This window comes from Chitinophaga alhagiae (assembly GCF_003568665.1).
In the GTDB taxonomy this organism is placed as follows: Bacteria; Bacteroidota; Bacteroidia; order Chitinophagales; family Chitinophagaceae; genus Chitinophaga; species Chitinophaga alhagiae.
Genome location: NZ_QXMH01000003.1, coordinates 1 through 18,264 on the forward strand (window position 1 = coordinate 1; position 18,264 = coordinate 18,264).

An 18,264-nucleotide genomic window follows, 5' to 3' on the forward strand; every position below is an offset into this window, starting at 1 on the left:
ATTGCTTCAAAAAATCGTCTGATAAAAATTCCTCTGCTTTCATTGTCTGTATAAAGTTTAAAAATAAAAAAATCGGAGCGCTTTGAACTCCGATTTTCTACGTTTACACAGTTTTTGGGATAGTGTCCGCGAAAGATTATTTCGGGCCCAAACAGTAAAGACAGCCGGATTTCTATTTTGTTTCTAAGGATTCAAGCGTTAGATCACTACCAAAGAAAAGCGGCTATCCCCCTGGTTCTCCTGGGATGATACCGCTTTGTTTCCAGGCTTGACAAAATAGCCGCTATCTATCTGGCAACTGCAGGCTTTTCCAAATATTGTTTGGGACTTGGCAATTCTTGTCTTCTTAAACGGGCTTGCTCTATTTTTTTCATTGCCTCCTCCGCCATTTCTTCATCAACATCGGTATAAATGTCGGTCGTAGTTATTTTGGTGTGCCCCATAAAAGCCTTCACAATCTTAATATCGATACCGTATTTCACTGCAATATATCCAAATGTATGCCGAGCGACATGGAATGTCAATTCAAATGGGATTTCATATATCTCCTGCAAGATCTTTAAAGACCTGTTTATTTGCTGATTTGTGATAGGAGGAAAAATGGTACCATTTGCTATTGAGGTGGGTAGGTCCTTATATTTCTTGATTAACAGCACCGCTTGCTCCAACACTGGTATGGCTTCCAATTCTGAAGACTTTTTCCGGTACATAGTACACCAAAATGCTCCAGTGTTACTGATTTCAAAATCGCTCATTGAGATTCTGGATACCTCTGCAAAGGAGAAACCCGTATAACAACTAAAAAGAAAAAGATCCCTTGCAAAAATCAATTCGGGTCGCTTAGGTAGCTTAGTTTCCACAAGGAAAAGCTGATGCGGACGTAGCCTTTTTCGTTTAGGCTTAGTCCTATGTGCTGAAAATTTTCTGAAAGGCTCCTTCTTTAACCACCCCATATCGACACCCCAACTTACCATTGACTTGAATCGTTCAATGTGATGGGCAATACCATTTCCTTTACAGGGATCGTGTTTTTTGAGAGGGTTCTCAGGAATAAAAGATTCCCAATTGGAAATAAAAGCATAGTTGAGCTGGCGGACGTGTATATCTGTTGATTTAAATGTCTTAATGATAAAATTCTCCATATACTGTCTGGTAGCTCCAAAATTTTTCATGGTCCCAGGCGCCAGGCGCCTTTCAACTTTTTTGATGTAACTATCAATTAATTTCAATACGGTGTATTCTTTTTTCGTTTTCCCCGTGTAAGCATCCTTTACTTCCTGGGAGGAAACAGCTTCCTGAACATCAGATAATTCCCGAAAGATATTAGTGAGCTTGTTGCGAACTTTGTCAATGAAAATGTTGAAGTCTTTGGCTTCCTGGGATTTCCCTTTTACGGTTTCGGAGACCGGGTCCCATTTGTCATGTGTAACAATTTCTCGTAAAGAAACCTCCTTTTCGTCCGCATCAATGGTGATCCGGGCGTAAACGCCGGCCAGGGTTTTGTCGTACTTTGTCTTGCGCGCAATGAAATCTACGCTGAGCGTGTGTGTAGCCATAATTGATACTTTTTTGAATGGTTTGAAAATGTTTTTTTCTCCTTTGGCTATCTGCCCAACTGTGGGGGAGTAAAAACACTAATCAAAAGGCATCAAAAAGCATCAAAACAAATCGATGTAACAATTTGGCATTCAATAGTATATAGGCAGCGCCGTGAGTTAATTTACGCATAAAATAAACTCACGGAAAAACTCGCGGATAGATTGTGCTGATTTGATATCAATTGGTAGGTGAAAGCAACAAAAAAGCCCGTAAATATTGCTATTTACAGGCTTTGTTTGAGGATATTATCCTAGAAAGTCGGGACGACTAGATTCGAACTAGCGACCCCTTGCACCCCATGCAAGTGCGCTACCGGGCTGCGCTACGTCCCGAAACCGGTACAGAAACTTTCGCTCCTGCCCTGCAAACAAATCGCTTCGTTTACAACGGGATGCAAATGTAAACATTAATTTCATTTTATGAAAAATTTGTACAGTTTTTTTATCCGATGCTCAAAAAACCTCATGTATTCCTGCATACGTATGAAAGCATAATTGCTTACATTTGCCCCTGATCGGGCCAAATTTATACAATGCAGATTTTAATCAAAAGCGCAAAAATCATTGCACCTCTCTCCCCCTTTCACGGGCAAACTCAGGATATTTTAATTGACAACGGCGCTATTGCCAACATAGCCGCGGACATCTCCGCCCCGGCCGGCGCCAGGGTGGTCTCCGGCAATAACCTGCATGTTTCTTCCGGGTGGATGGACGTTTTTGCACAGTTTTGTGACCCGGGGCAGGAATACAAGGAAGACCTCACCTCCGGCGCCAATGCCGCCGCCAAAGGTGGCTTTACCACGGTCATGATCGTTCCCAACACCCAGCCCGCCCTGCACACCAAAACGCAGATAGAATACGTGCTCAGCAAAACCCGCTACGGCGCGGTATCCGTACTGCCCATTGGCGCCATCAGCAAAAACCTGGAGGGCGCCTCCCTGGCGGAAATGTACGAAATGCGCCAAACCGGCGCCATTGCCTTCTCTGACGGGCTCAAGCCGATACAGTCTTCCGGCATCATGCTCAAAGCCCTCCAGTACGTAAAAGCGTTCAACGGCACCATCATACAGCTGCCTGATGATACCAGCATTTCCGGCCATGGCCTCATGAACGAGGGTATCTTCTCCACGCAGCTCGGCATGCCCGGCAAACCGGCCATTGCGGAGGAGATCATGATCCGGAGAGACCTGGAGCTGGCTAAATACACAGACTCCGCCATCCACTTCACCGCCATCACCACCCGCCAGAGCGTGGAGCTGATAGCCGCGGCCAAAAAGGAAGGCATCCGCGTAACCTGTTCCGTAACGCCGTACCACCTGCTGTTTACAGATGCGGACATGGCCTCTTACAACAGTTTCCTCAAGGTGAACCCGCCCCTGCGCGGCGAAGATGATGTGGCCGCCCTGAAAGAAGCGGTGCGGAACGGTACGGCAGACTGCTTTGCCACCCACCACCAGCCGCAAGACTGGGATGCCAAACAGGTGGAGTTCGAATACGCCAAGCATGGCATGATAGGGCTGGAAAGCTGCTTCGGCGCGCTGCGCAACGCGCTGCCGGCAGTGAGCGTGGAAAGGCTCACGGAGATGCTCACCACCGCCCCGCGCGCCATTTTCGGGCTGCCGGAGGCTAAAATTGAGAAGGGCGCCGTGGCAGACCTCACCTGCTTTGAGCCGGATGAAAAATATATCTTCACGGCGCAGCACATCGGCTCCAAAAGCCGCAACACGCCGTTCCTTGGCACGGAGCTGACCGGTAAGGCAAAAGCAATTGTTCATAACAAATTATTATTTGAAAACCACTAAAACGTATTTCCCATGAAGAACAAGAACCATGTTGTTTACGGCCTTGTTGGCGCCCTCGTGCTCATCGTTTTGTTCATGGTGCAATATTTTGCGAAGATCTCGTCCCAGAACCCGGTGATGCGCTGGGTACCCATGCTGGTACTGGTAGGCGTGGTCATTGCCGGCTGCATCAACTACAGCAAGATCAATGATGCGGACGTTACCTTCGGGGAAGTGTTCGGCAACGGTTTTAAAATAACGGCCATCATTACGGTGATCACTTGCGTGTTCTACGGTATTTTTGTGAGCCTGTTCCCTGATTTCAAGGAAAGGGCCATTGAAGAGGCCATGGCCAATGCACCAGGCAACATGAACCAGGAGCAAATGGAACAAGGCATGGAATTTACCCGCAAGAACTTCACCATCATGATGGTGGCCGGCGCGCTCCTGATGAACCTGCTCACCGGCGTTATTGCGTCTCTCGTTGGCGCCGCCGTAGCTAAAAAAAGAAAAGCCTAAATGCAGCAACTGGATATATCTGTAGTTGTTCCTCTGAAAAACGAAGAAGAATCGCTGCCTGAACTGGCGGCGTGGATAGCCCGTGTAATGGAGGAAAACAATTTCTCTTACGAAGTGTGGATGGTAGATGATGGCAGTACGGACGAATCCTGGCTGGTCATACAACGCCTGGCCGCTGAAAACCCGCGCATCAAGGGCATCAAGTTCCAGCGCAACTACGGCAAGTCTGCCGCGCTGAACGAAGGTTTCCGCAAGGCCCAGGGCAACGTGGTGATCACCATGGACGCAGACCTGCAGGATAGCCCTGATGAAATTCCCGGCCTCTACAGCATGATCGTGAACGATGGGTATGACCTCGTGAGCGGGTGGAAAAAAGTGCGGTACGACAATACCCTTACCAAAAACATCCCCTCCAAGCTCTTCAACTGGGCCACGGTGAAAATGAGCGGCATCAAGCTGCACGATTTCAACTGCGGCCTCAAGTCTTACCGCAAAAAAGTGGTGAAGACCATTGAAGTGTACGGGGAAATGCACCGCTACATACCAGTTATCGCCAAATGGAGCGGTTTCCGCAAGATCGGGGAAAAGGTGGTGGAGCACCGCAAGCGCAAGTACGGCAGCACCAAGTTCGGGCTGGAAAGGTTCATCAACGGGTTCCTTGACCTGGCGTCCATCACCTTTGTTGGCCGCTTCGGCAAGCGCCCCATGCACTTTTTTGGCGCGCTGGGCACGCTCTTCTTCCTGCTGGGTTTCATTATAGCCGGCTACCTCGCCTTTGCCAAAGTTTTCTTTTTACAGTATAAAATGACGGAGCGGCCCATCTTCTTCCTGGCGCTGCTGTTGCTCATCATAGGCTCGCAACTGTTCCTCACCGGTTTTATTGCCGAAATGGTAGGCCGCAACGCCCCTGAGCGTAATGCCTACCTGGTGGAAGAAACGCTTGACCATACATGACCCGCCCGCAAAAAATAACGATCATAGGCCCGGCCCACCCCTTGCGGGGCGGGCTGGCTGCTTTTAACGAGCGCCTGGCGCTGGAACTGCAGCGCCAGGGCCACGAGGTAACTATCCATACTTTTTCCTTCCAGTACCCCGGCTTCATGTTCCCGGGCAAAACGCAGTACGCCGGCGGCCCCGCGTCGGAGGGCCTCCGCATCAAACGCAGCATACACTCCATGAACCCCCTCAACTGGCTGCGCACGGGCAAGGCCATTGCCAAAGAGCGGCCGGATGTGGTGATAGTGGCCTTCTGGCTGCCCATGATGGCGCCCAGCCTGGGCACGGTGGCCAAAATGATCCGGAAGAACGGCCATTCCCGCATCATCGGGCTGGTACACAACCTCATTCCGCACGAAAAACGGCCGGGAGACGTGCCGTTCACCAAATACTTCATCCGCCAGTGCCACGCTTTTATTGCGCTGAGCCGCGAAGTGGAAAAAGACCTGCGCACGCTCACTACCGCCCCGGTAGCCTTTGCGCCCCACCCGGTGTATGACAGCTTTGGGGATGCCGTACCCCGCCAAACGGCCCTGCAGCACCTGCAACTGGACGAAAACAACCGTTACCTGCTGTTCTTCGGCTTCATCCGCGCCTACAAGGGGCTTGACCTGTTGCTGGAAGCCTTTGCAGACCCGCGCCTCCAGGCCATTGACAACCTGCGGCTGCTGGTGGCCGGGGAGTTCTATGAAGACAGGAAGAAATACGAGCCCCTGCTGGGCCCGCGTGTGCAAGTGGTGGAAGACTTCATTCCCAACAACGAGGTGAAATACTATTTCTCCGCGGCGGACCTGGTAGTGCAGCCCTACAGAACGGCCACCCAGAGCGGCATTTCACAAATGGCCTACCATTTTGAAAAACCCATGCTGGTAACCGCCGTAGGCGGCCTGCCGGAGATTGTGCCCAACGGCAAGGCGGGGTATGTAACGGACACTACGCCCCGGGCCATTGCAGATGGCATTCTGCGTTTCCTGGAGCAACCTTCCGGCGTTTTCAGTAACTTTATACGGGAGCAGAAACAACTGTACTCCTGGAAGCATTTTACGGACGTGCTCAGTTCTCTGGCACAATAATCCGCCCATTTTATTGTTATTGCACTATGAAGTTTTTGATTGCCACACTTTTCAGTTTCCTGACCTTCACCGCTACCGCCCAACGCATCAGCAGCACCAGCCAGACTGCCTTGCGCACCGTGGAAGACACCCTCCGCGAACTGAGCTACAACATCATTCACGGCAAGGAACAGGCGGTGCGCGAGCGCAGTAACGACGAGTTCATTCCCAAACTGGTAAAAGCGCTCAAAACGCCCTACTCTTACTACTACCCTTTTGACTCCATCCTTACCATGGCCAAGGTATACGCAGCAGACAGCACCTTCCGCGTTATCACCTGGCCGCTGGAACACGACAACAGTACTTTCCGCCACTTCGGCGTTATACAGATGAACACAAAAGACGGTTCGCTGAAGCTGTTCCCCCTGTTCGACAATTCAGACTTTTCCAAAAACACCGACACCATCACCAACACAAAAGGCTGGTACGGCTGCCTCTACTACGCCATGATCCAGCGCCGCTTCTTCAACAACGAGTATTACACCCTCTTTGGCTGGGACGCCAACTCCCAGACCTCCCAGAAAAAAATAATGGAAATGCTCACCTTCAAAAACGGTGAGCCGGTGTTTGGCGGCCCTTACTTCAGCTTTGCGGAAGATACGGTGCGCAAGCCCACCCGCAACCGCTTCATCATCGAGTACAAACGCGATGCCGTGGCCGCGCTCAACTTCAATCCTGAAATGGACATGGTGGTATACGACCACCTGATCTCCGAAACAGGGGAAGAGCATAAAAAATACACTTACGTGCCTGACCTGGACTTTGAAGGTTTTAAATGGAAAGCCGGCAAGTGGGTGCATATTGAAAAAGTGTTCCACGATGCTTTAGAGCAGGGCAAAGCCCCCGTAGTAGCGCCTATTGACCGCAAGCGCATAGACCTCACCCGCCCCCGCACCGCGGAAGATATTATGGCGGAAGAAGCGGAAAAAGCCGCGCAGAAAGGCAGGAAGAAGAAAAAAGACCGGTAGCGGCGCCGCAACGCGGCATGCCCGCCACCTCCCTGTTTTTTGTTATATTGCGCCTGATGCAAACCCCGCTCTGCAATAAAAAATACCTCCTGGAAAAATTCCCCGGCAAAGGCGGATGGACGTACGCGCGCATCCCCGAGTTCAGCAACGGCAAGCGTAAGTACTCCGTATTCACCAAACTATCCGGCACTATAGACAGCCATGAGATCAGCCATGTTTCGCTGATGTCTATGGGCAACAAACAATACTTTCTGCCGGTGAACGCCGGCATCCGCAAAAAGATCGGCAAGGAAGCCGGAGACAAGGTACACATTGTTCTCTACGTAAACGAGAGCAGCAGCGCCGTAGCGGCAGATGAATTTACAGACTGCCTGAAAGACGAGCCGGCCGCCTGGCAGCATTACCAGGCCTTCACCAAAGCGGAACAGAAAGCCTGGGTACAGTGGGTGAACGAACCGGTAGACGAAAAGATCAGGATTGAACGCATGGCTGCCGCTGTTGATAAAATTGCACTGGGCAAAAAACTTGAAAATTAACCGTTATGGCTTCAAATATCGATTGTCAGTATGTTTTTTCCACGCTTGTAGTAGGTGATATTCCTGCCGCCGTCGATTTCTATAACAACCGCCTGGGCTTTGCCCCCGGCTTCACCTGGGGAGAACCGCCCACCTATGCGGGCGTGAACCTCGGCAAGATCACCCTCCACCTGCAAAAAGGCACACCCGTTGTAACCGGCCACTGTGCCGTGAATTTTATAGTAGACGATGTAGACGGGCTGTACGCCCTGCACCAGGCCAACGGCGTGGAAATAGTAGTGCCGGTAGATGACAGGCCTTATGACATACGGGATTATTCCATCAGGGACCCCTGGGGCAACTGCATCGGTTTCGGGCAATACATCTACCACCAGGGCCCCCGCGTCAAAATTGAGCGGGTAGACGTGCCGGTACGCCTCGAAAAACGGCTGGCCGCCCTGCTGCAAGACCTGGCAAAGCATAAACGCATGAGCCTCAGCAGCTGCCTGGAAGAAACGCTCCTGCATACCTTTGAGCGCGTGGGCGATACCGTGGCCAGCCCGCATACCATGAGCACCCTGGATTATATACAGGAGCTGAAGAAAAAGCATGGTATTGACTACGATACCCATGCCAGCTACCGCTTTGAGGAATAACAACAGCCATACCGGAACATGAGCAAAATCATGTCCGCAAATAAAAGATATCATAGTCCTTATTCCCCGGAAGTTCCTACCTTTACAGTATATCAATTTACGCTCTCTCACATTTTTTTGATATGCAGGATATTTCAACAATAGAGAACATCCGGCTGCTGGTAGACACCTTTTACGGAAAAATACGGCAACAACCGCTGCTGGGACCCATTTTTAACGGCGCCATCGGCAACCGCTGGCCGGAGCACCTGGACAAGATGTACCGTTTCTGGCAAACGGTATTGCTGGAAGAACATACCTATCACGGCAGCCCCTTCCTCCCCCACGCCAACATGCCGCTGGACCAGCGCCACTTTGATGCCTGGCTGCAGCTCTGGCACGAAACGGTGGATGCGCATTTTTCGGGCATCAAAGCGGAAGAGGCCAAATGGCGGGCGCATAAAATGGCGGGCATGTTCCTCTCCAAAATAGAATATTACCGGAATACCGGTTCAAAACCGCTGTTATGACCAGCGCACATATACCTGTTCAAGTATGACACAGCCCATCAAACGCAGCGAACATATTGCTCCCCTCTCGCGGGACCATCATCATGGCCTGCTGTTTTCCTGGAAAATAAAACAGGGGCTTAAAAAACAGGTGGATACGGCCAGGATAACCGCATACGTGGATTATTTCTGGAACACGCACCTGCTGCAGCATTTCAGGGAAGAGGAAACATTGCTTTTCAACCAGGTGGAAGACGAAGGCTGCGCCAAAGCGCTGCAGCAGCACAAGGCCATAGCGGAGCTGGTGAAAGAGCGGGATGCCGCCTCACTGGCAGCGCTGGCCGCCCAGGTAGACCAGCACATCCGCTTTGAAGAAAGGGAGCTGTTCCCCCGCCTGGAAGCCATATTGCCGGCGGAAGCGCTGGCCCGCACCGGCGCGGAGCTGGCCAGGCTGCACGAAACGGAAAATAAAGATGACTATAAAGATGAATTCTGGCGCTGACAGCGCCACTGCCAGCGAGGCAGCGTAAGTTGATAGATAGAAAAAGGGCGCATCTGTTCAGATGCGCCCCTGTTATGCTAGAATAATTCTCCCTGTATATTGCCGTCGTCTTCCGGCGCTTCTTCCTCTTCTTCGTTGAGCAGCTCCGCGCTGATCAGGTCATCTCCCGCCAGTTTATTGCCCACGGCCCTCCAGCCGGTTACTTCAATGGTTTCCGCCAGGGCTATTTCTTCTTCCTGCGGGTCCCGCTTCTTGCCGGTTTTCAGCAGTACAACAGGGTCTTCCTGCGTGGTCACCAGCTCCAGGTAATTGTTGGCCCCTTCCTTGATGAACAGGAACTTGTTGTTCAGCGTTTGCGTTTCTATCTTGAAACGTTTGGCATTGAACTGTTTTTTGTCTCCGTCGTAATAGATGGCGGTTACCAGCTTTTCCGGGTTGAACTTCTCAATGTACACCGCATCGTTAGACTCATAACGGTTGGTGATCTCGTAGTTGGTCAGTTCGTAGGTGCCGTTCTTGTAAAACACCAGTATTTTGTCTTCTCCCTCAAAAGAACCTACGTACAGGCCGCGCTGTTCTGTGTTGAGGCGGCCCACCGTATCATCGTACCAGATCTTGATACCGCTCAGTGTGGAGGCGCCTGCTTCCTTGAACTTCACGGAGCGGATGGGGTACTTGGTCACCACGTTGCCCATGGAGCCGCGGCCCTTGATGGGAATGGTCTCGAAGTAAAAGTCAAATTCCTTTTTCTTGGCGGGACAATTGGGGCTCAGTTTTACCGTTACTACTTCCGCCTCCCCGTTGGAGTTGGCGGTGAAGTAATGCACTTTGGAGCCTTTTTCGCTCTTGGTGAGGTTATACTCCTTATCCCGCGTAATGCCGGTTACGTTGAAGCGTTTGGCCAGGCTGTAGCCTGTTTTCCCGTCTGAGTAGATCATGTTGTAGATCATACGCTCGTCTCCCTTGCGGAACACGTCTACGTGAATGATGTCTTTTCCTACAAAGGTCTTGTCTGCCACCTTTGTGACCAGCATCACCCCGTCTTTCCGGAATACGATGATATTGTCCAGGTCGGAGCAATCTGCCACAAACTCGTCTTTCTTCAGGGAGGTGCCAATGAAACCGTCTGCGCGGTTTACGTACAGTTTGGTATTGGCAATGGCTACCTGTTGTACCTGTATGGTGTCAAACAGCTTGATCTCTGTTTTACGCTCGCGGCCGCGGCCGTATTTTTTCAGCAGGGTCTCGTAGTACTGTACGGTAAAGTCTGTCAGGTTGGCGAGGTCGTGCTTCACCTGCTTGATGTCTGCTTCAATGCCCTTGATCTGTTCCGCCAGCTCGTTGATGTCCAGCCGGTAGATGCGGCGCACGGGTTTTTCCGTGAGCTTCAGGATATCTTCCCGGGTGATCTCGCGGCGGAGCTGTTTTTTATACGGGTTGAAACCTTTGTCTATGGCCGTCAGCACCGTTTCCCAGTCTTTATGCTTTTGCTCCAGTTCCTTGTAGATACCTTTCTCGAAGAAGATCTTTTCCAGCGAGGTATAGTGCCATTTGCCTTCCAGCTCTTCCAGCTTTATTTCCAGCTCCTGTTTCAGCAGTTCCCTGGTAAGGTCTGCAGACTGGCGCAGCAGGTCTGACGCACCGATGAAGCGGGGCTTGTCACTGATGATCACACAGGCATTGGGGGAAATAGACACCTCGCAGTCTGTAAAGGCGTACAGGGCGTCTATGGTAATGTCTGGCGATATGCCGGGGGCCAGCTGCACTTCTATTTCCACCTCCCTGGCGGTGCTGTCTACCACCTTTTTGATCTTGATCTTGCCGTTGTCATTAGCTTTTACAATAGACTCCATCAGGCCGGTGGTGGTAACGCCGTAGGGCACATCGCGGATAATGAGGGTCTTTTTGTCTTTCTCCTCAATATGCGCGCGCACGCGTACTTTACCGCCGCGGCGGCCATCGTTGTAGTTGGTCACGTCTATCATGCCGCCGGTGGCAAAATCAGGGTACAGCTCAAATTTTTTGCCGCGCAGGTACTTGATGGAAGCGTCTATCAGCTCGCAGAAGTTATGCGGCAGTATTTTGGTGCTGAGGCCCACGGCAATGCCTTCGGCGCCTTGTGCCAGCAGCAGGGGAAATTTCATGGGCAGGGCCACGGGCTCGTTCTTGCGGCCGTCGTAGCTCAGTTGCCATTCCGTGGTTTTGGCGTTGAAGGCCACATCCAGCGCAAACTTGGAGAGGCGTGCCTCAATGTAACGGGCGGCGGCGGCATCGTCTCCGGTACGCACATCGCCCCAGTTACCCTGGGTTTCAATGAGGAGGTCTTTTTGCCCCAGGTTCACAATAGCGTCGCTGATAGACTGGTCTCCGTGGGGGTGGTACTGCATCGTTTGCCCTATCACATTGGCCACCTTGTTGAAACGGCCGTCGTCCATTTCCTTCATGGCGTGCAAAATGCGCCGCTGTACGGGCTTCAGGCCGTCTTCCACTGCCGGTACGGCACGCTCCAGGATAACGTAAGATGCATAATCAAGAAACCAGTCCTTGTACTTCTCATCCACATGCTCCATGCCGTGCAGTGATTCGTCCGTCTGTTCGTTCATAGTACTCATATGATCCTTTAAAAAACTTTCCTAAATGTTGTTTACCGCTTGCCCCGCAGAAAATCATCGCGCCATACGCGCACGGAGTCTATCTTCACGTCTTCCAGCGTGTTCAGCTCCATAAAGGAGCAATCTGTAAGGGCTTCCAGCTGGTGCCAGATGCGCACGGGTATCTCTACCCGCGCCGGGGCCTCTATCACGTCTGTACGGATGGCGGTCTCTTCTATGGGGCACCAGTGTATGGCGGCGCGGCCGCTCAGCAGGTACATGATCTCGGGATTCTTATAATCGCTGTGGCCGTTGTGGTAATGCTGGCCGCTGCTGCTGCCGGCGTTGCGGTAGCAGAGTATGAAGGTGCCGGTGCGGAAGGTTTGCCATTCGTAATTCCGGCCCCTGTCATCTTCGCCTTTCAGCTCCAGCGGTGTAATTATGATCTGTGACATATCAACTGGTTGCCTGTTCTGCAGCGTCTGCCTCCGGCGCGGGGCTGCCGGGCAGTTTCACTTCGTAATCTTTCATCGTTTTCAGTTCCCCGCGGCCTTCCAGCTTTTCCTCCCGCACCAGCTCTTTCAGCCGCCAGTTGAGGTACTGGTCCATCACCGGGTATTTGAACTTGCCGGTTACCTGGGCAATCACCTTGTTCGCTTTCTGGAACTCGGGCGTTGCGGCGTGCAGCAGGTCTTTGTCATAAAATGAGGCGGCCTCCCCCCTGATCTTTTTACCGCCTTCCAGCAGGCGTACGCCCGCGTTCTCGTTCATCAGGCGGCGCCACTCGTCCCCATCCAGCTCAAACTCCGCCAGAGACACTTCCCGGGCCAGTTTTTTGGCTTTCAGGAACTCTTTGGGCAATATCTGGTGCAGGTGAGTGGGATAAAATACGGCGTTCTTTTCGTTGAGGAAAGGCAGGTTGTTGAGATAGATGAGGTGGATGCGGCCGGAGAAACGGTCCAGTTGGCTCACCAGCCAATAATAGCCGCACACGTCCGCAGCGTTCTGGCCGGCCCATATCCACACGGTCAGCTCCTCTTCTTCCCGCAGGCGGCCCTTGAGCGCGCGCACCGGGTCTATGTCTTCATACACCGGCTCCGCGTCCGTTCCCGGTGCGGCATCTACCGCCAGGGCTGCCTGTGTGCCTGCCATGGCCGGGCCTGCGGCCTGCATGACGGCCCACCATTCCTTGCGCGCGCGGCGCCCGTCTGGCGTGTCCAGTATGAACAGGGGGCCTACGGCCAGGTCATCTTCAAAACACAATACATCGCCCGCCAGGTTGGGGTCCAGCTCAAAAGCGGCCTTCAGGTTGGTGGCCGATGATTGTCCGAATACTATGTGTAATATCATACGCTCAGCTCACTGTTTCTTCCGCCAGGTCTTTCTCGTAGCGGAGGTTTTCAATAATAAACTCCTGCCGGTGCTGGGTGTTCTTGCCCATGTAGTACTCCAGTATCTTTGCCACCGGCATGTCTTTAGACGGGATGATGGGAGACTTGCGCATGTCTTCACCGATGAACTGCCCGAACTCTTCCGGTGAAATTTCTCCCAATCCTTTAAAGCGCGTGATCTCCGGCTTGCCGCCCAGTTTCTTCACGGCTTTCTGTTTCTCTTCCTCGCTGTAGCAGTAAATGGTTTCCTGCTTGTTGCGCACGCGGAACAGCGGCGTTTCCAGCACGTATACGTGGCCGTTCTTCACCAGGTCAGGAAAGAACTGCAGGAAGAAGGTAAGCATCAGCAAACGGATGTGCATACCGTCTACGTCAGCATCTGTAGCGATCACGATATTGTTGTAGCGCAGCCCTTCCAGCCCTTCTTCAATATTCAGCGCGTGCTGCAGGAGGTTGAACTCTTCGTTCTCGTACACAATTTTTTTGGTGAGGCCGTAGCAGTTCAGCGGTTTGCCGCGCAGGCTGAACACGGCCTGCGTTTCCACGTTGCGGGATTTGGTAATGGAACCGCTGGCGGAGTCTCCTTCCGTAATGAAGATAGTGGTGTCTTTCTGACGGCTTTCCATTTCTTCCTTGCCTTTGCCGCTGTACTCTTCATTGAGGTGTACCCGGCAGTCGCGCAGCTTCTTGTTATGCAGGTTGGCCTTCTTGGCCCTGTCATTAGCCAGCTTTTTAATGCCGGCCAGCTCTTTGCGTTCCCGCTCGCTTTGCTCAATGCGTTTTTTCAGCGCATCGGCCACAGCGGAGTTACGGTGCAGGTAATCGTCCAGCTGTTTGGCCAGAAATTCCAGCACAAAGGCCTTCATGCTTTGCCCGCCTTCCGCAACGGCCAGGGAGCCGAGTTTGGTTTTGGTCTGGCTTTCGAACACCGGCTCCTGCACCCTTACGGCAATGGCCGCGCAGATGGAAGCCCTGATATCTGTAGCGTCGTAATCCTTTTTATAAAAATCGCGCACGGTTTTTACGAAGGCCTCCCGGAAGGCGGCCAGGTGCGTGCCGCCCTGGGTGGTGTGCTGGCCGTTCACAAAGGAGTAATATTCTTCACCGTACTGGTTCTCGTGCGTGATGGCCACTTCAATATCCTCTCCCTTCAGGTGGATGATGGGATAACGCAGGTCATCCGCGGTGGTTTTACGCTGCAGCAGGTCCAGCAGCCCGTTTTTGGACAGGTATTTCTGCCCGTTGAAACTGATGGTGAGGCCTGCGTTCAGGAAGCAGTAATTCCAGATCTGGTTCTCCAGGAAATCCGGTATGTAATGATAGTTCTTGAACACGGTATCATCCGGCACAAAAGTGACCAGCGTACCGTTGGGCTCCCTGGCATCGGCCTCGCGGTGGTCTTTGACAAGCACGCCGCGCTCAAACTCGGCCGCTTTCACCCGCCCGTCCCGGAAGGAGGACACTTTAAAATAGCTGGACAGGGCGTTTACCGCTTTGGTACCTACCCCGTTGAGGCCTACGGACTTCTGGAAGGCCTTGCTGTCATATTTGGCGCCGGTGTTGATCTTGCTCACCACGTCTACCACCTTGCCCAGGGGAATACCCCGGCCAAAGTCCCGCACCGTTACGCTGTGTTCCGTTACCTTGATGTCTACCTGCTTGCCAAAGCCCATCATGTGTTCGTCTATACAGTTATCTACCACCTCTTTAATAAGGATGTAGATGCCATCGTCCATACTGCTGCCGTCTCCCAGCTTGCCAATGTACATGCCGGGGCGCAGGCGGATGTGCTCCCGCCAGTCAAGCGAGCGGATAGACTCTTCCGTATAGGCATTGAACAACTCTTTATTTTCTGCCATAGTTTTCAATTAATCTGAGAAAGCAAATCGTCAACCGGGTAAATACCTGATGTAGAAAGCGTTGGGGGAGTGCGTCCGCCCGGTGCTTACTAAATCTTTTAGCAAAATCCGGTCGTTGGCAAAAATAAAGGATTCGGATAAAATCCCAAGTAGATTTTATGCACTATACCTATCTTGCTGGTTACAAGCGCCTTGGATATTTAATTCACATCCCCTCTTCCGCAAAAATCACACTTTCGTATAATGATTAACTACAATAAAAGTCATATTTTTTTAGATGAATGCAACACTGATTTGCTATCAAATAAATTTCTATTCAAATATTATTTTATATAATTAAATTATCTATATTTACATCCGCATCCATTAGCTGAAGACCCGCCGGAATGCATCTGTAAGAGCATATCCCCTTGGTAAAACCTTAAATCTATCCTGATGAAAACACTGTTCTTTACCCTTGTAGCGGCGGTTTTGGTGGTAGCTATCATAGTTACTTTATTAATAGGACATGAGCAGCGGGCGATGTACCGCATTAAGGATATCTGCATCCGGGTGGCGCAGAAATTCGACTCCTGGCAGATGCTCCGTTGAAGGGAGCGCCCCTCTGCACTCGTTTTTTCCAATTTTCAGAAACTGATTAAATCCCTATACCTATGAAAACCGGCTTATTGTTCAAACTGGCGTGCCTGTGCATCGCCTCTGTAGTGCTGATCGCCCATTTTGCGCGTAAATATATGAGAACGCGCATGGTAAAGGTCCGTTCTGCAGGCTGATGCGATTATCCAGGCATTGGCTTCGGGCTGACTGGAAAAGTTTTTACGCTTTCCGGTCAGCCCTTTTTCTTTTGTATTATTTTCTTCATTTCTTGCAGTATTATTTTAAAAACGCCCCAGGGGCTTGTTAACTCCGCCGGAAAAGCATATATTGTTACAGACGCAGCACTACAGTAATTACACCGTTTATTACCAAAAACAGCGGGAATAGATTCCACCGATATGCAAAAACAATATTGTCTGCTCCTACTCTTGTTCCTTGCCTGTAACCGGCCGCAACCCACCGCGGATGCCAGCAGGTTGCCGGATGAGGTAGACTACAACTTCCACATCCGGCCTATTCTTTCAGACAAATGTTTTACCTGCCATGGCCCTGACGCCAACAAGCGCGAGGCAGGCCTGCGGCTGGACATCGGGGACAGCGCCTTCAAGGCCCTGCAGGAAACGCCCGGCGCCTTTGCTTTTGTGCCCGGCAAGCCCCACCAGTCTGAAGTATACAACAGGATCACTTCCGAAGATACCTCGCTGCGCATGCCGCCCGTCAATTCCAACCTGCACCTGACGGAGCGGGAGATCAGGCTCATAGAAAAATGGATCAAACAGGGCGCGCAATACAAGCCGCACTGGGCCTTTGTAGCGCCTAAAGCGGTGAAACCGCCGGGCGGTGACAATGACCGGTGGCCCCGCAACGAAATAGACCATTTTATCCTGGAAGGCATGGAAAACGCCGGGCTGCAACCCAATGAGGAAGCAGACCGCGAGCATCTGCTCAAACGCGCCTCGCTGGATATTACCGGCCTGCCGCCCACTATAGAGATGATGGACCGCTTCCTGGCGGATAACCGCCCGGACGCCTACGAGCGCATGGTAGACACCCTGCTGGCCATGCCGCAGTACGGCGAGAAAATGGCCGTACACTGGATGGACGTAGCCCGATACGCGGACTCTCACGGCTACCAGGACGATAACTACCGTTCCATGTGGCCCTGGCGGGACTGGGTGATACATGCCTTCAACACCAACATGCCTTACAACCGCTTTGTGACCTGGCAAATGGCGGGAGACCTGATGCCCGGCGCCACACGGGAACAGCTGCTGGCCTCCGGCTTTAACCGCAACCACAAGATCACGGAAGAAGGCGGGGTCATAGACGAAGAATATCGGGTGGAGTATGTTTCAGACCGCACCAACACCTTCGGCAAAGCGTTCCTCGGTGTTACCATAGAATGCGCCAAGTGTCACGATCATAAATACGATCCTTTCTCACAGGAAGAATACTACAAGCTATACGCCTTTTTCAACAACGTAAAGGAAGTAGGGCTGGAATCTACCGTTGGCGGGCCGGAAACCTATGCCAAGAAGCCCTTCATGGAAATCTCCAATGAAGAGGTGAAAGACGTGCTCAGCTTCATCAACAGGCCTGATACGAACCGCCTCATTGTATCCGTGATGGGCGACCAGGATACGGTACGGAAAACGTATATCCTGGAACGCGGGGTGTATGACGGGCATGGCCGTGAAGTAAGCGCCGGCACGCCGCGCTCCATACTTTCCTTCAAGGGCCGGCCAGACCGGCTGGGACTGGCGGAATGGCTTTTCAGCCCGCAAAACCCGCTCACGGCGAGAGTATTCGTGAACCGCATGTGGCAGGAAGTGTTCGGCAAAGGCATTGTAAAAACCTCCGGTGATTTTGGCATGCAGGGCGAGCTGCCCTCCCACCCCGCGCTGCTGGACTGGCTGGCGGTAGATTTTACGCAGCATGGCTGGGACATCAAGCGCCTCATGAAACAGCTGGTCACCTCCGCCACCTACCGCCAGAGCGCCGTAGCCACCAAAAAGAAACTGGCCGCGGACCCGGATAACATCTGGCTTTCCCGCGCGCCGCGGCAACGCCTGCCGGCGGAGCTGGTGCGTGACATGGTGCTGAGCAGCAGCGGCTTGCTGGTGAAAAAGATAGGCGGCCCCAGCGTAAAACCCTACCAGCCCAAAGGGCTGTGGGAACTGGCCACCTCCGGCCGCGGGCAGCTGGCCCGGTACGTGCAGGACCATGGAGAAAGCCTCTACCGCCGCGGATTGTACACCTTCATTAAAAGAACGGTGCCGCCGCCTTCTCTCATGATATTTGACGGCAGCAACCGGGACCAGTGCGAGATAAAACGGACGGCTACCAACACGCCCCTGCAGGCGCTGGTAATGCTCAACGACCCGCAGGTGCTGGAAGCCTCCCGCGTGCTGGCGGCGCGGCTGCTGCAGGAAAAAGCGGACCCGGTAGAAACGGCCTTCCGCCGCATTGTATGCCGCAAGCCCAGCGAGCAGGAACTGGCCCTGCTCCGGTCTTATTATACGGAACAACAGCAACACTTCAGGAGCAAGCCCGGAGATGCGGCCAAACTGCTCTCCTACGGCGAATACCCGCTGCCGGAAAAAGCAGACAAGCCCGCCATTGCGGCGCTGATGCAGGTGGTGACCACCATCTACAACCTGGAGGAAACATTGTCTAAAACATAGCATACCG

At 52.4% G+C, this 18,264-nt stretch carries 16 protein-coding genes and 1 tRNA gene; 11 read left to right on the top strand and 6 right to left on the bottom strand.

Going from position 1 to position 18,264, the window contains the following annotated elements; all coding sequences use genetic code 11:
- Nucleotides 1-287: 287 nt before the first annotated feature.
- Nucleotides 288-1,556: a site-specific integrase gene (locus D3A97_RS16345; protein ID WP_119079606.1), complete on the bottom strand. Its 1,269-nt coding sequence runs from the start codon at nt 1,554-1,556 to the stop codon at nt 288-290.
- A 301-nt stretch (nt 1,557-1,857) separates the two neighbouring features.
- Nucleotides 1,858-1,931: transfer RNA gene (locus D3A97_RS16350), tRNA-Pro, on the bottom strand.
- Nucleotides 1,932-2,131: 200 nt separating this feature from the next.
- On the opposite strand from D3A97_RS16350, the gene D3A97_RS16355 reads away from it, so the two are divergent.
- From D3A97_RS16355 to D3A97_RS16395, 9 genes are all read left to right on the top strand, one after another.
- Entirely contained in the window at nt 2,132-3,400 is a 1,269-nt protein-coding gene (locus D3A97_RS16355; RefSeq protein WP_119079607.1) for a dihydroorotase, read from the top strand.
- Nucleotides 3,401-3,412: 12 nt separating this feature from the next.
- Complete coding sequence (locus tag D3A97_RS16360) at nt 3,413-3,898, top strand: DUF4199 domain-containing protein (protein ID WP_119079608.1); 486 nt, start codon at nt 3,413-3,415, stop codon at nt 3,896-3,898.
- Nucleotides 3,899-4,852: a glycosyltransferase family 2 protein gene (locus tag D3A97_RS16365; RefSeq protein ID WP_232825995.1), complete on the top strand. Its 954-nt coding sequence runs from the start codon at nt 3,899-3,901 to the stop codon at nt 4,850-4,852.
- Complete coding sequence (locus tag D3A97_RS16370) at nt 4,849-5,967, top strand: glycosyltransferase (RefSeq protein WP_119079609.1); 1,119 nt, start codon at nt 4,849-4,851, stop codon at nt 5,965-5,967. Before D3A97_RS16365 ends, D3A97_RS16370 begins: the two co-directional genes overlap by 4 nt.
- A 26-nt stretch (nt 5,968-5,993) precedes the next feature.
- Nucleotides 5,994-6,974, top strand: coding sequence for a hypothetical protein (locus D3A97_RS16375; RefSeq protein WP_119079610.1), 981 nt, complete (start codon nt 5,994-5,996; stop codon nt 6,972-6,974).
- A 56-nt stretch (nt 6,975-7,030) separates the two neighbouring features.
- Nucleotides 7,031-7,510: a DUF1905 domain-containing protein gene (locus tag D3A97_RS16380; protein WP_198674034.1), complete on the top strand. Its 480-nt coding sequence runs from the start codon at nt 7,031-7,033 to the stop codon at nt 7,508-7,510.
- Between the two features lie 5 nt (nt 7,511-7,515).
- Nucleotides 7,516-8,145 (top strand): VOC family protein, encoded by a 630-nt coding sequence (locus D3A97_RS16385; protein ID WP_119079612.1) that lies wholly within the window; start codon nt 7,516-7,518, stop codon nt 8,143-8,145.
- 122 nt (nt 8,146-8,267) lie between these two features.
- Nucleotides 8,268-8,654, top strand: coding sequence for a group III truncated hemoglobin (locus D3A97_RS16390; protein WP_119079613.1), 387 nt, complete (start codon nt 8,268-8,270; stop codon nt 8,652-8,654).
- A 25-nt stretch (nt 8,655-8,679) separates the two neighbouring features.
- Nucleotides 8,680-9,135, top strand: coding sequence for a hemerythrin domain-containing protein (locus D3A97_RS16395; protein ID WP_119079614.1), 456 nt, complete (start codon nt 8,680-8,682; stop codon nt 9,133-9,135).
- 77 nt (nt 9,136-9,212) lie between these two features.
- Here D3A97_RS16395 and D3A97_RS16400 read toward each other — a convergent pair whose 3' ends face one another.
- The 4 genes from D3A97_RS16400 to D3A97_RS16415 are packed head-to-tail and all read right to left on the bottom strand — an operon-like array spanning nt 9,213 to nt 14,976.
- The gene (locus tag D3A97_RS16400; protein WP_119079615.1) at nt 9,213-11,747 is read right to left on the bottom strand and encodes a DNA gyrase/topoisomerase IV subunit A; all 2,535 of its coding nucleotides are present in this window, start codon (nt 11,745-11,747) and stop codon (nt 9,213-9,215) included.
- A gap of 32 nt (nt 11,748-11,779) precedes the next feature.
- The gene (locus D3A97_RS16405; RefSeq protein WP_119079616.1) at nt 11,780-12,181 is read right to left on the bottom strand and encodes a hypothetical protein; all 402 of its coding nucleotides are present in this window, start codon (nt 12,179-12,181) and stop codon (nt 11,780-11,782) included.
- A 1-nt stretch (nt 12,182) separates the two neighbouring features.
- Complete coding sequence (locus tag D3A97_RS16410) at nt 12,183-13,076, bottom strand: DUF1835 domain-containing protein (RefSeq protein ID WP_232825996.1); 894 nt, start codon at nt 13,074-13,076, stop codon at nt 12,183-12,185.
- Between the two features lie 4 nt (nt 13,077-13,080).
- Nucleotides 13,081-14,976, bottom strand: coding sequence for a DNA topoisomerase IV subunit B (locus tag D3A97_RS16415; protein ID WP_119079617.1), 1,896 nt, complete (start codon nt 14,974-14,976; stop codon nt 13,081-13,083).
- A gap of 435 nt (nt 14,977-15,411) precedes the next feature.
- On the opposite strand from D3A97_RS16415, the gene D3A97_RS24865 reads away from it, so the two are divergent.
- Both D3A97_RS24865 and D3A97_RS16420 read left to right on the top strand, forming a co-directional pair.
- Nucleotides 15,412-15,567 (top strand): hypothetical protein, encoded by a 156-nt coding sequence (locus D3A97_RS24865; protein WP_157986585.1) that lies wholly within the window; start codon nt 15,412-15,414, stop codon nt 15,565-15,567.
- Nucleotides 15,568-15,971: 404 nt separating this feature from the next.
- Nucleotides 15,972-18,257, top strand: a complete 2,286-nt coding sequence (locus D3A97_RS16420) for a PSD1 and planctomycete cytochrome C domain-containing protein (protein ID WP_119079618.1) — start codon at nt 15,972-15,974, stop codon at nt 18,255-18,257.
- Nucleotides 18,258-18,264: the final 7 nt, after the last annotated feature.

Bases quoted from the DNA above. Each gene is read 5' to 3' on its own strand.
- D3A97_RS16410 (WP_232825996.1), bottom strand. From the start codon at position 13,076: ATGATATTACACATAGTATTCGGACAATCATCGGCCACCAACCTGAAG.
- D3A97_RS16375 (WP_119079610.1), top strand. From the start codon at position 5,994: ATGAAGTTTTTGATTGCCACACTTTTCAGTTTCCTGACCTTCACCGCT.
- D3A97_RS16355 (WP_119079607.1), top strand. From the start codon at position 2,132: ATGCAGATTTTAATCAAAAGCGCAAAAATCATTGCACCTCTCTCCCCC.
- D3A97_RS16380 (WP_198674034.1), top strand. From the start codon at position 7,031: ATGCAAACCCCGCTCTGCAATAAAAAATACCTCCTGGAAAAATTCCCC.
- D3A97_RS16385 (WP_119079612.1), top strand. From the start codon at position 7,516: ATGGCTTCAAATATCGATTGTCAGTATGTTTTTTCCACGCTTGTAGTA.
- D3A97_RS24865 (WP_157986585.1), top strand. From the start codon at position 15,412: ATGAAAACACTGTTCTTTACCCTTGTAGCGGCGGTTTTGGTGGTAGCT.
- D3A97_RS16415 (WP_119079617.1), bottom strand. From the start codon at position 14,976: ATGGCAGAAAATAAAGAGTTGTTCAATGCCTATACGGAAGAGTCTATC.
- D3A97_RS16400 (WP_119079615.1), bottom strand. From the start codon at position 11,747: ATGAGTACTATGAACGAACAGACGGACGAATCACTGCACGGCATGGAG.
- D3A97_RS16370 (WP_119079609.1), top strand. From the start codon at position 4,849: ATGACCCGCCCGCAAAAAATAACGATCATAGGCCCGGCCCACCCCTTG.
- D3A97_RS16365 (WP_232825995.1), top strand. From the start codon at position 3,899: ATGCAGCAACTGGATATATCTGTAGTTGTTCCTCTGAAAAACGAAGAA.
- D3A97_RS16390 (WP_119079613.1), top strand. From the start codon at position 8,268: ATGCAGGATATTTCAACAATAGAGAACATCCGGCTGCTGGTAGACACC.
- D3A97_RS16405 (WP_119079616.1), bottom strand. From the start codon at position 12,181: ATGTCACAGATCATAATTACACCGCTGGAGCTGAAAGGCGAAGATGAC.
- D3A97_RS16395 (WP_119079614.1), top strand. From the start codon at position 8,680: ATGACACAGCCCATCAAACGCAGCGAACATATTGCTCCCCTCTCGCGG.
- D3A97_RS16345 (WP_119079606.1), bottom strand. From the start codon at position 1,556: ATGGCTACACACACGCTCAGCGTAGATTTCATTGCGCGCAAGACAAAG.
- D3A97_RS16420 (WP_119079618.1), top strand. From the start codon at position 15,972: ATGCAAAAACAATATTGTCTGCTCCTACTCTTGTTCCTTGCCTGTAAC.
- D3A97_RS16360 (WP_119079608.1), top strand. From the start codon at position 3,413: ATGAAGAACAAGAACCATGTTGTTTACGGCCTTGTTGGCGCCCTCGTG.